9 protein-coding genes are annotated in these 12,763 nt (G+C 49.9%); 3 read left to right on the top strand and 6 right to left on the bottom strand.

The annotated features are described in order from the left end of the window. Positions 1–75: 75 nt before the first annotated feature. The 4 genes from AC1DOV_RS01510 to AC1DOV_RS01495 all read right to left on the bottom strand — a co-directional run bounded on the left by AC1DOV_RS01510 (position 76) and on the right by AC1DOV_RS01495 (position 7,641). Complete coding sequence (locus AC1DOV_RS01510) at positions 76–3,318, bottom strand: discoidin domain-containing protein (protein ID WP_477548984.1); 3,243 nt, start codon at positions 3,316–3,318, stop codon at positions 76–78. A 277-nt stretch (positions 3,319–3,595) separates the two neighbouring features. Beyond that, on the bottom strand, positions 3,596–4,372 hold the full coding sequence (locus AC1DOV_RS01505) for a response regulator transcription factor (protein ID WP_477548983.1): 777 nt from the start codon (positions 4,370–4,372) through the stop codon (positions 3,596–3,598). Further along, positions 4,345–6,099 (bottom strand): cache domain-containing sensor histidine kinase, encoded by a 1,755-nt coding sequence (locus AC1DOV_RS01500; RefSeq protein ID WP_477548982.1) that lies wholly within the window; start codon positions 6,097–6,099, stop codon positions 4,345–4,347. Before AC1DOV_RS01500 ends, AC1DOV_RS01505 begins: the two co-directional genes overlap by 28 nt. A 186-nt stretch (positions 6,100–6,285) precedes the next feature. Further along, a complete protein-coding gene (locus AC1DOV_RS01495; protein ID WP_477548981.1) occupies positions 6,286–7,641 on the bottom strand; it encodes an FAD-dependent oxidoreductase in 1,356 nt (451 codons plus the stop codon). A 155-nt stretch (positions 7,642–7,796) separates the two neighbouring features. On the opposite strand from AC1DOV_RS01495, the gene AC1DOV_RS01490 reads away from it, so the two are divergent. Beyond that, positions 7,797–8,825, top strand: coding sequence for a LacI family DNA-binding transcriptional regulator (locus tag AC1DOV_RS01490; RefSeq protein ID WP_477548980.1), 1,029 nt, complete (start codon positions 7,797–7,799; stop codon positions 8,823–8,825). 9 nt (positions 8,826–8,834) lie between these two features. Here the strand turns inward: AC1DOV_RS01490 and AC1DOV_RS01485 are convergent, their stop codons facing one another. After that, positions 8,835–9,626 (bottom strand): sugar phosphate isomerase/epimerase family protein, encoded by a 792-nt coding sequence (locus AC1DOV_RS01485; RefSeq protein ID WP_477548979.1) that lies wholly within the window; start codon positions 9,624–9,626, stop codon positions 8,835–8,837. Between the two features lie 140 nt (positions 9,627–9,766). Between AC1DOV_RS01485 and AC1DOV_RS01480 the strand changes: the two genes are divergently transcribed. Beyond that, complete coding sequence (locus AC1DOV_RS01480) at positions 9,767–10,603, top strand: helix-turn-helix domain-containing protein (RefSeq protein ID WP_477548978.1); 837 nt, start codon at positions 9,767–9,769, stop codon at positions 10,601–10,603. A 38-nt stretch (positions 10,604–10,641) separates the two neighbouring features. On the opposite strand, the gene AC1DOV_RS01475 is transcribed toward AC1DOV_RS01480, so the two are convergent. Next, positions 10,642–11,505 carry a helix-turn-helix domain-containing protein gene (locus AC1DOV_RS01475; protein WP_477548977.1) on the bottom strand — a complete coding sequence of 288 codons (864 nt, stop codon included), beginning with the start codon at positions 11,503–11,505 and terminating at the stop codon, positions 10,642–10,644. A gap of 141 nt (positions 11,506–11,646) precedes the next feature. Between AC1DOV_RS01475 and AC1DOV_RS01470 the strand changes: the two genes are divergently transcribed. Then, entirely contained in the window at positions 11,647–12,762 is a 1,116-nt protein-coding gene (locus tag AC1DOV_RS01470; RefSeq protein ID WP_477548976.1) for a glycoside hydrolase family 88 protein, read from the top strand. The last annotated feature ends 1 nt before the right edge of the window (position 12,763 follow it).

The raw sequence follows: 12,763 nt of genomic DNA, 5'->3' as shown, positions 1-12,763 counted from the left end.
TACTTTAATTGAACCAGCTGAATAACAGAACTTCGGCCTAAGCCCGCGTAACAAGGACTTAGGCCGAGATGGTTCCTAATCGTTGACGAAGCCGACAAACACCTCATTGATTCTGGCCATCATATCGTTCAAATTGCCGTTGCCCCATGACGGACGGACAAAATGGAAGCGCAATGCAGACGTCACGACGGGGTTTTTCAAATTCAACGTCGTATACTGACCCAAAAAAGCGTCCTGATCATTATCTCGGACTTCGGCTATCGTCTTCCACTCTCCGTCTTCCAAGATCTGCAGATCAAAATCTCTGACATGCCAGTTGGCCGAGCCTATAACCGGCACATGTCCGCTCCACAGCTTCACTTGGTTGATCGTTTGCTCCGTTGTCCAGTCCAGCATCAGATAAGGCGTTTGGGTACCTTTTGATATCCACCTTGTTTCCAAGCTTCCGTCAAGCACTCTATCTTTTGTATTTGTACCCAGCGTGGAGTCGACCGTCAACTGCGCAGTAATCGCCAGATTATTGGTTATATTAAGAACGAGCTCTCCAGTGCGAGCAACGCCATCCAAGACGACAGTTGCCTGTAATGCTGCTTCTCCAGCTTGAATCGCAGTAACCACGCCCGTATGATCAACAGTCACTAGATCCGGCGTCAGACTTATGAAAGATATGTCCGCATTTTCTAACGAAACGTGAGATCCTGTATTGTATGTGCCGGTCACATGCAGTTGGGTAGTCATGCCCGGCACCAGCTGCGAACGATCCGCCTTTACCGCTACGGCCGCAAGTTCGACAGGAGGGTAAGTTTCAACCCGCAGGTAGGGCCTATAGCTAGAGTCTTGTCCATTGTATAGCTGCGTCAGATAACCGGTTTGATCGGCATCCTGCGCTAAAGCAAGCGATATCGTACGATCAACATCCAGACGTTCATGCACGAGCACAGACGCATCGAATACATACCAGACGTTCTCGCTGTTATTATTCAGCCGCACAGTCGAGAGCTTTTGCCCAAGCTCTGGCGGAGACTGATACATATCCCATTTCATGGTATCGCTGTCCCAGTCATTGCTATCCACTGCATAGAGAGAAGTTGCCGCTCCCGTCTCTCCAACAGGGCTCTCAAGCGCTTGTCCATACACGTAGAGCCATGCGGTAGCCAGCTTGCCTTCAATGGAATTCAGATCGAATTGCAGATAGCTTCTCGCCGATTCGCTATCATCTCCGCCTTTAATTTGTAAAAGATCCGCAACCGGAGCGTTCTGAGCATTTTGCTGTACGCTTGCTGCCTTGGTTGCCGGCAGCAGTTCGGAAACCACCACTTGATTCTCATAATCCGTCCCGGTATTTCCACTGATCTCATTGCCGGAGAGAAGAATATTCGTGCCGTGCGAAATCTTAACGCCATTCGTATTCCCCGTAACATGATTATCCTGAATGACAATATTCTCAGGTATGCCTGCGCCGTTCCCGGCGTTGGTGGGATCGCCGTCGTCTTTCATTGCAATGATACCCCAGAAGCCAGAAGCCGTATTGTTCACGATCTGATTGCCCTTCACAATTGTTCCGGGCGCATTTTTCAGACGTATTCCCTGGCTCCCCACGTTCGTAAATCCGGTAATGATATTATTCTCGATAATCGTATCCGGAGATCCCAAGTACACCTGTACCCCATACCGTTTCACATTCTCGATTAAATTGTTATGAATGTAATTGCCTGGTCCAGCGGCATCATGCGTAGCGCCCGGATTGCCGACGCCTACAGCCGCTTCGCCGCCGCCAACGATATGATTGCCGCTTACTTCATTCATATACTCGTCTTCTCCGTGGAAATCGATAGCGTCTAATGCCGAGTTCAAGTAGTAGTTGTTTTCAATGAGATTGTTATGCGTGTAAGAATGCGCCATCGTTCCGTGACGCAGATAGGGACCGATAAACTCGTTGTTGCGAACGACATTGAAACGAGAGTCGTCCTCTCTGCCGAGCCGGCTTTCCTTGGACTTGCCTTCGATGGAAACGCCATATCCGTTCCCGCCCTCGGCTAAGTTCGTCGCATTGCGAAAAAGCGAATTTTCCACAATAACATCATGACTGTTCGTAATGACAACGCCGATCCGTTGAAACTTCTCGATCGTCAGTCCGTCCAGCGTAATGTTATATGACGGTTTGCCGGAAGCGGCGGTAATCATGATCACCTGCTTAGGTCCGCCCCGATCGGGATTCGCAACCGACGTATTGGTTGAATAATTCAAGTCCCAGCTGGACGTAATTGTCATGTTGCTGATCTTAATATTGTTTTGTCCGGCCATGCGGAATACGATGCCTTCAACCGAAGCATATTCTTCCTGTTCATTAGCATGGTCGGAGACAAGCAGAACGCCATCCTGGCTCTCGCCGCGCATCTGCACGCCGGATTTCATAATGAAATGGGTAACTCCGTCCCTATCTGTGCTCGTTAATTGATAGTGTCCGTTCGGAAGATACACTTCGTCCCCAAGCGTCGCTGCAGCCAGTGCAGCCCGGATAGCTTGAGCATCATCTATTCCGTTGTCGGCAGGATCGGCGCCGAAGTCCAGGACATTATACGTAGATCCGGTCACTGTCTGAGCCTCATGCGGCACATGCGGTGTGCCATCCGCATAATAGAGACCTGCTTTTGTCGGAATTGGGGAATCCGGGTCCGGTCCCGTTGGCGGAATCTCCACATCCCTTACTATAAATCCGTCCACATGGGGAGGGTAAACCTGAATTTCTGAAATGCTTGTCCATTCGCTTGCTCCGCGCCCGACAACCCGTACATAACGGGCGGTGACGGCTTCAAAACCAAAGGCCTCAACTTGGATCGTAGTGCCGCTGCTGTCGCCGCTGTATACGCGGGTCCAGTTGGTCTGGTCGTTCGAAACCTCGATATCAATGATCTTGCTGCGATTGTCTCCCCGGTAGAAAGCGACTCCCAGATAAGAAACCAGCTGTTCCGAGCCCAGATCCAGTTCGATCCATTGCCCGTCATCATACGCCGACCACCTTGTCTGAATATCACCGTCAATGGCATATTCCGGAATATTGGAATCGCTGCCGCTAGCCCGATAACCCGCGATCGTCAGCGGGGTTGCACTCGTCGTCTCCATGACGTGAACAACGAATGGAGGTTCCGCCTCAACACTGTAATCGTCCGAAGCGCCGTTCTCGAAATCCTCGAATACAATTCGGTTGGCAGACTCCGCTTCGGCTTTGGCCTGCACGCGGCTCGAGCCTATCAAACCCATGAACAGCATACTCAGGATTAATAATAACACTGTAGATCTTTTTGCAAGACTAGTCATTATCCACCACATCCTTTCTTTCATTACATTTCATTTGCTCTTCTCTTGCAGTCTTGTTGTAAGCGTTTCCAATAAAACCCAGCCCAAGCTTCCTCTCACACCTCCCGAATATCCGAATGTAATCATTCCGTCGCAATACATGAAGTCTCTGCACCAATTGGAAGCGCTTAACAATAAGTATACAAGTCAGCCTGTCAGTGAAAAACAACGCATTTTCGAGAAAAACTACGATATTCATAGCATCTGTTTTGTTTTGTGCTCAATGATCTGACCGGCCTTAACTCAGCGGCCTTTTTCTATATTCGGTTGGCTTCGCTCCGCAATGCTGCCGAAACACGGCCATAAAGTGATTGGCGCTGGCATAGCCGCAAAGGTTGGCGACCTCGTATATTTTCAGATGTGTATGGGTTAGCAGCTCCTTGGCTTTACTCATCCGGCAGGCCGTCACATAATCAGAATAGTTTTGTCCGGTTTTCACTTTAAACAATGTGGATAAATATTGATGATTCAAATGCACCTGCTCCGCGATGAATGGAAGTGAAACATCCTGATCCAGACAAGAGACGACCAGTTCCTTCACTCTTCGAATCGTCAGATCTTCATGGGCTGCTTCGGTGTTAGGCATCTCTACCGCCCGCTCGCGGTCCAGCCGCGCTTTCAAATTCAATAGAAAATGGGAAAGCTCAATCCGGTCCACCGGCTTCAGGATGTAATCCGACGCATTGTGACGCATCGCCGCCTTGGCATAAGTGAAATCTTCATGCCCGCTGATGATTAATACAGGAAGGCTCGGATACAACCCCCGGACATGCCGCAATAACTCGATTCCGTTCATCTGGGGCATACGGATATCCGTAATCAGCAAATCCACCGATTGCATTCTGAGAAGCTCCAGCGCAGCGAAACCGTGTTCCGCTTCCGCGGTTACCCTGTAACTGCCGATCACTTCCTCGATCATTATCTTTAACCCTTCCTGAATTTTCTTCTCGTCTTCTACCAGCATCACATTGTACATTCCAATTCCCCCTATCGTAATGGCAGCCGGATTCTCCATTGTGTTCCGGAAGCCTCATCGCTCTCCACGCTTAAGCCGTATTCCACGCCATAAAGCAGTTGAATGCGATGGTGAATATTTTTGATGGCATAACCTTTAAGCGTATCTCCAAACTTTGGACGGCTGCCGTCCCGCTCCGGCTTGCACAACATCTGATGGCGAACCTCCAATAAACGTTGCGGAGGCATCCCCACCCCATTATCCTGTACAGTCAGGAGTAAATCCTGATCCAAAACGGATGCCCTGATCGTTATCATTAATCCGCTATTGCCCATTCCGTGCTCCAATGCATTCTCAACCAGCGGCTGAAGCAGCAGCTTTGGTACAAGACAAGATTCGAAGGACGGATCCACATACATTTCCGAACTCAGCTTCTCGCCATGCCTGGATAACTGAATTTGCAAATAAGCGTTAACGAACCGTATCTCCTCCTTCAATTGCACCGGTCGTTCCTGTTTGTCAACCGTGTATCTCAGCATTCTCCCCAAACTGGCAACAATGTCGCTGATTTCGAGATTTCTCTCCTTCAGCGCCTGCATGCTTACCAACTCCAACGTGTTGTACAGAAAATGCGGATTAATCTGGCTTTGCAGAGCCGACAGCTCGGCTTCGCGTTCGCGCAGTTTCGTTTCATATACCTCCTTGACCAGCCGCTCCACTTCCGTCACCATCAGATTGAAACCCTGGGCCAATTGCCCGATTTCATCGCGATTCATCAAGCTCAAATCTGCCCGTTCGCTGAAAGCCCCGTCCTTTACCCGCCGCATGCGCGATTGAAGATAACGGATCGGCCTGACCAGCCGCTCTGACGTGAAAATCGCAAACAAATAGGCAATGATAAGCGATATGACTGAAATGAGAATCGTAAATCCGACGATTTCCTTGCCGCCCCGTTGCAAATCAGCCATCGGGATAAGTCCATGAATATTCACTTTCGTTGATTTGGAGTGCATGGTTGTGTACAGATAAGTCTGACCGTTCCAATCTACCGTTCCGTCCCCCGGACCATTATCCGGGAAATTAACCGGTTCATCCGGAAATAACAGCTCGCCGTTATCCTTTGTCAAGTAAAACTGGCTGTTGTCGCTGAGCCATACTTCTGACAATAACGCCTCGAGCTCTTTCATGTTAAAATCAATTTTGACGACCCCAATGCTTTGGCCCGTTGCAGGGTGATTCAACGCTCTGGCAGCGGAAACAACCCGTTCCGATCGTTTGTAATAAGTCGTCTCGTGAGGTTCGATAATGACAAGCCTACCTTCCGCATCCAGCACCTCCTGCATCCAGCTATTCCCTTTCTCGTTCCAATAACGCTGCGTCAGTTTTTCTTGGACGCTGTACATAATGCCGTCGCGGGTGAAAAAGATCATTCGTTCAATTCCGGGCTGATCCAATGTGAGCGAAGCCGCTACTCTTGCCATTTTGGTAATTTCCGCCGACGGAATAAGCTTCTCCTCGCCTGGTTCTTCATAACTGTGCTTCTCCAAAATCCGCAGCACGTCTTCGTTATACAAGGGAGCCACAGTTAATCTGTCCGCGTCTTTTATCGTATTTTCCAAATTAATTTTCACTTGATTCATAATTTGCATGGAGTACGCCCTGGAGTTTTTTTCGGTTTCCTCCGCAAATTTATTGTAAGTGCTGATTCCACTTATCAGGAATGGAATGGTGATAAGCAGAACGAACATGGTAATAAATTTGGCTCGTATCGAAATATACCGCTTCATTCACCCATTCCCCCTGACAGATTCTAAACGCACACATGTACTATCACATGGTAAAAAGGCCGCTCATCCGGTAGAATGTTTGTTTTCCAACAAACTTCCGATACGAGGCGACCTTATGAAAAAGTCTACCATGACCCAATTATTACTTCAATTGAATTTAGCCGTTATCTCGCTGGCGGATGCGCGCTATACAGTCTGCCCACTGCGCAGCAGCGCGCCGTTATGAATTAGACGCTCCTGCAGCTGTCCAATGTCGATTTTTCCCGGTGATATCCCCTGCTCCCATGCCATTGCTGCCGCCGTACCCGCAGCCTGTCCCGTCGCCATGCAGCTAGGTGTCAGACGCGTCGTTGCCAGTGCCTCATGCGTCGTCGAGATGCAGCGGCCTGCTACGAGCAGATTGTCAATCCGCTTCGGCAGCAAACAGCGGTAAGGAATATCGTACGCCCCGTCGCCCTGTACCCATGCGGCCTGTACGCCCTTGCCGGACGGATCGTGAATGTCGATGGGATAGCCGCTTCGTGCAATGCAATCATCGAACGCGCGTCCATCTACAACATCCTGTACCTGGAGTGAATAGAAGCCGTCTATTCTGCGGCTTTCACGTATGCCGATTTGCGCTCCGACCGAAGAGATGGAAGCGTTCTCGAAGCCTGGCAAGCAGCGGGTCATGAAATCCGCGACCATGCGCACCTGCTTCCTGCCCTGCACCTCTCCTTCCGTCAAATCCTCCAATTCAGTTCCGTCCAGCCCTTGAACACGAGTCGTATTGACAAGCACTTCGTCCGGCCCCGGACCTGTGAAGAAAAGGACCTGGTCTCTGTTAATGGGCAGATCAGCCTCCTTCCAATGCTTGAAGTAACCCAATACGCCGGACAATGGCAGTTCCTCCAGCTCATCGAAAGGCGTCTTCTTGTAAAACTCGTCCGGATGGTCGATCATATACCGTTTAACTCTCGCCAGGTCAACGCCTCTCATTCGGAACTTCATCGTCATCGGCTGCGTCAATTTGTCGCTGTCGCGTCCTTGCAAGCACGGCGCACCTGAAAGATAGGCCAGATCGGCGTCCCCTGTCGCATCGATGAACTGCTTCGCCGAAATTTCGTACTTCCCGGACTTGGTAGCGAGTCGTACCGTTTCAATAAGGCCTTCCCTGGTCTGCACTTCGTCCATGAAGCTGTGCAGCAGCACCTTCACGCCTGCCTCGCGCAGCATATCAATAATTAACACCTTATACACTTCAGGATCATAAGGGGTGATCGTCTTTACAAAGCCTACCGTATCGCGAACGTGTCCGGGCGATGCTCCCTCGGCCATCAAGCGGTCTACAATTTCCTGCGCCGTTCCGGCAATGACCTGTTTGCCATCCATCGTGTGAAAGGTCATCCATGGATAGACCAGAGCTGCAGTCGACATGCCGCCAAGAAAACCGTATCGTTCAATCAGCAGCGTTCGCGCCCCGCTTCTTCCAGCTGCCAGCGCCGCATTGATCCCCGCCGGCCCTCCGCCACATACCACAATATCCGTCTCTATTTTTCTCATGCTTAACCCCTCCTCTGAAAGTACTCTCATTATAGGAGCGGGGGGACTTCTAAAGTAGTTTAACTTTAGTTTAAAATAGAACTGTCGAGCGTTAGCGTGGACGATAGCTTTACGTACGCATCCCCTAACCAAACGGAGAAAAGAGGAAGGCGGTTTTGAAATTGGGAACTCGTAAATCGATTACTCTGCACGATCTTTCCAAAGAACTTGGTCTTTCGATTCAGACCATATCCAAGGCGCTGAGCGGACGAGCCGGCATGTCCGAGGAAACGCGGAGCCGCATTATTCGAACAGCCTTCGTACGCGGCTATTTGACTGTATCTCAGGCACGTGAGATGGTCAGCCGCGGCATCACGCCCTACCCTACCTTCCAATTTCGATTTGTATTGATACAATCCCGGCAATCTATGAATTACAACGTATTGTTGACAGAGGGGATAAGAGAAAGGCTCGATCAATTGGAGCATCGACTGGATAGTTATGTGCTGGATGAGGATGTGCCGGATCACGCATTCTCGGACTGGATGGAGCAGCGCAATTTGCCGACGGCCGACGGTCTGTTCATCGCGCCCCGGCTACTCTCGGACTCCACGGAGCGCAAGCTGTTCGAGCTGCCTTTACCCAAGGTGCTGATCAATTATCCGAGACCGCTTTCCCGAATCGACAGCGTAATCTGGGATGTGTTCGAAGCCGTCTGCATGGCCGTAGACCGACTCGCGCAGCTTGGCCATACCCGTATTATGTACATAGGAGATATTCACAGCCAGCGGGGGTATACAAGAAGGTGGCAGGCGTTTGAGGAAATGATGGGTGAGCTTCAGTTGGATCATGAAGCAGATCTGCATATTACGGACGTTTGGGACGAGTGCATGCTGATTAACAAGCTGCGCAGCAGCCAACCAACAGCAATCATTGCCGGCATCGATGAAGATATCGTAAGGCTGTACAACAGCCTTACCTCCCTCGGCTATCGCATCCCGGAGGACATCTCCCTAGTCGGCTTGGCCAACGGACCGGTGGCGGCGCTACCGCATTTAAGCCGCCCCCAGCTTCTGATCAAGGAGACCGGATATAAAGTAGCTGACAAAATGCTGTGGCGCCTTGCCAACAATGGCGAGCCTTGCGAGCATATCCGTATTGCCGGCCCTTTCCATAACGGACAAACCATCCGGCGCTTCAGCTGAGAAGCGCCGTTATCGTTTGATGTTCGGACGAGCATTGGGTTGCAGATTTGACATTAAATGATATAGATTGGTAAAGCTAGTTTGCACGCAGCCCATCGGTGCTGTTCTGCAAACATCCTGTTCTACTACGTACCACTCGACTCCATTCTCCTCTCCCCAGCGAATAATCGGTTCGAATTCAATCGATCCTGTACCGATTTCCGCGAATGCCTGCTCACCGTCTGCGGTCATATCCTTCATATGGATAATCGGCATCCTGTCCGCATAGGGCTTGAAGAATGATGCAGGCTCAAAACCGCCCTTCTGAAGCCAATATACATCCAGCTCTGCAAGGATTTCATTGTCGGCACCAGCCTCAAGCAAGTACGAAAGCGCATCCTGCCCCTCTATCACCGTTTCAAATTCAAAAGCATGATTGTGATAGCTGATTCGGAAGCCTTCACCCTTCAGCTGCTTCGCAATACCATTTAAATCTTTCTTCAGTTGTTTGTATCCGCCTTCATTTTGCAGCTCAGCGGGAATACTCGGGCAAATAATATCCCTTGTGCCAAACAGCCTGGCGTCCGAGACCACTTTGCTTGTGTTCGCAACAATGTCATGGTAACCAACATGCATGCCTGCGGTCTTCAATCCAACTTCGTCCAAAACCGCTTTGAGTTCCTGTGGGTCATAGCCTTGAAAGCCCGCAAACTGTACGCCGCCATAGCCAATTTGACTTATTTTACGAAGAACTCCCGGGAAATCTGCAAGGCATTCCTCGCGAAGCGTATACAATTGAACCGCAATCTTATCCTTCAACAAACTACCATCTCCCTTCACTTCATTAATCCCCAGTATAGTGACAACTGATTTAGAAGTGAATATCCGATTCTCTGCTTGTTGACTTATTTTGCAACATTTATGATAGTAGAAATAGTTTACTCACTTGGAGGTGGCAGCAAATGATGGACGCATCGCGGATCGATTGCCTGTTGATCGGTTATTCTCATCATACTTCTCCATTCACCGGCTCCTTGCAAAAAGGCGCAAACGACAATCGCTTGCTCCTGCGCTTCCAGGTAAAAGGGACATGCCGTGTCGAGATTAATGATGAGACATATGTTGTACAGCCTGGTGATCTGATCATCCGCAAGCCAGGGGAATACTACCGATTAGTAGTTGAAGCCGATAAAGACACTGAAGTTTCCCAGTCAATTGAGAGTGCCGATTACTACTTATCCTGCAGCGGAGTATGGGCTCAGCAGTGGTGCATCAAGAATGATTTTCCAAGCAAGGTTCATCTGGATACGGCGGAAGACTTCTTGGCATTGTGGAGAAAACTAATTTATGAGAAGCGGAATATTCATGGGGATAATGCGGAAATGATGGACGCTTTGATCAAAGTTTTATGTCTAACTATCGAGAGGTATGTAAAGATGGCGGCGGCCTCCAGGCCGGAGCTTAACATTCCTTACAAAATGAAGCAGTATTTGGAGAAACATGCTACCGATCCGCTGACGCTGACCCATATCGCCGAACGTTATGGCATCAGCGTATCGACAGCCTCCCACTTGTTCAAGCAAGCGTTCGGGCAATCTCCAATGCGTTATGTCATTGAGATCAGGCTGTCTATTGCCTCGGAGAGAATTCAATATAGCGACATGAAACTGGAAGATATCGCCGAAGCCTCCGGGTTTCACAGCTATCCTTATTTTAGCCGCGCCTTCCGGAATCATTTTCACACCAGTCCCAGCAAATACCGCGTTCGGAACCAGCTTCGCAAGGCAGAGAATCCTTAATTGGAACGAAGCATCTATTCTATTGCCGCTGCTCCCCGCTACAGCCTTAGACGGTATTGATGCGGAGATACGCCCATAATCCGTTTGAACAGGCTAATAAAATAAGAGGTGCTCGTAAACCCTACCTGCTCACCGATCACTTCTATGGATTTGTTCGTCGTTTGAAGCAGACTGCAAGCCTGCTGCATTCTGCGGGCTGTCAAATAACCGGTAATGCTGCTACCCGTCTCTTGCCGAAACAGCCGGGACAAATAAGATTTTGACATATGGAGCTCGTCCGCAAGCAGCTCCAGCTGGAAGGGCTCCCCGTAATGATCTTCAATCCATGCCATAACACGTTCCGATTGGCGAATAGGCTTCATATGCTCCTCCTGCTCGGGCCCCGGAATAACCTTTCGTTTAATTAACGACAATACCTTTAACAAATAAAGCGCGCTCTGCTCTTCGTTGCTGCTGGCGGAGGAAGCGAGTAGGCCATTCTGGAATGCGGAGCAAGCGGCATTCAACTCTTCATTGCAATCGATCATATCTATGCCCTGCAAAACGATAAGCCCTTGAAGCATTCGTTTATAGACGTCATAAAGAGCCGGAAACGTTCTTAAGTAGCCCTTCATAAATACAGGGTCGAAATGAAAGACGCTGCGTTCATATGGCCGGCTTTCATCCACTTCCACATAAACATTATGCAGCTGATAGGGCTCGAAATAAAACAGCATGCCTGGCTTAAGCTCGTACGTCTTCTGATTAACGGTAACCATGCCGTGTCCCTGATGCACAGCCAGCACCTCGAAACCTCTATGAAAGTGGTAATACCCCTCGAAATCTTGCTGCGACCAGTTGCGATATGACCAAAGAAAAGACAGTCCCCCGTAGTCCATTTCCTGAAACAGCGTCCCCTTCACTGACTGCACCCCTTCATTTCAACAAGTCAACAGAACAACATTTTTAACCATTGTAGCGTAACTTTGTCCATTTGTCAGAGACTATAATGATAGCAAGCAGCTTAACCACAATCATGGGTCAACGAGGAGGCTTACTACAAAATGAATCAGGCATACAAAGAAAAAATATTGGTGCAATTAACCGAAAAGGTAGAGCGCATGATAAACCAAATTGGAGATAAAACGCCTCATGTGGCAAAAACCAACGGCATCTATGACAACACAGACGATAACTGGTGGACGTCCGGCTTCTGGCCCGGCATGCTCTGGGTTATGCATGATGCAACAGGGAAAGAGTCATTCAAGGCAGCTGCTTGGGAATGGGACGCCAAGCTGGAGCGCTGCTTCTGCGAGTATCCGGTACAATTGCATCACGATGTGGGCTTTCAGTTTCTGCCGACTGCTGTCATCAAATACGAATTAACGGGCGATCAGGAAGGTCTGCGAATCGGTTTGGAGGCGGCAAACTTCCTAGCGGGCCGCTTCAACGTGAATGGCGAGTTTATTCGTGCGTGGAACGGGCAAGAGGCTTACGGCTGGGCCATTGTTGATTGCATGATGAATATCCCCCTATTGTTCTGGGCAAGCCGCACGACAGGCGACCCGCGTTACAAGCATATCGCGATACGTCACGCGGATACCTTCCTCCGTTACGCCATTCGCGAGGACGGCTCGGTATGTCATATTTTATCTTTTGATCCGGAGACAGGCGCGTTTATAGAACCGCTGGGCGGTCAAGGCTTTTCCAGCTCTTCGGCGTGGAGCCGAGGCAATGCCTGGGCACTTTATGGCCTAGCGATTGCTTACCGATGCACCGGGCTTGAGCGTTATTTGCACGCGGCGAAGCGGGTAGCGCATTACTTTGTCGCCGCCCTGCCGGAAGACGATGTGCCGTATTGGGATTTTCGCGTAGCAAACATAGAAAATGAGCCGCGCGATACTTCCGCTGCCGCCATCGCAGCATCCGGCCTGCTCGAACTTACCGAGCTGGTTCCATCTGCGGAACGCCGGATCTATAACGCGGCTGCCGAGAGAATCCTGTATTCACTAAGCGTGAATTATGCGACCTGGGACAATCCGGACCATGAAGCAATTCTTCTCCAAGGCACCGGACATAAGCCTGAAAACGCCAACATCAACGTATCACTTATTTACGGAGACTACTACTTCGTAGAGGCATTCGCCAAACTTAACGGCTGGAGCCACCGAATCTTTTAGC

Source organism: Paenibacillus sp. 01T47, from assembly GCF_056398245.1.
This window is presented reverse-complemented; position numbering and strand designations above follow the sequence as displayed.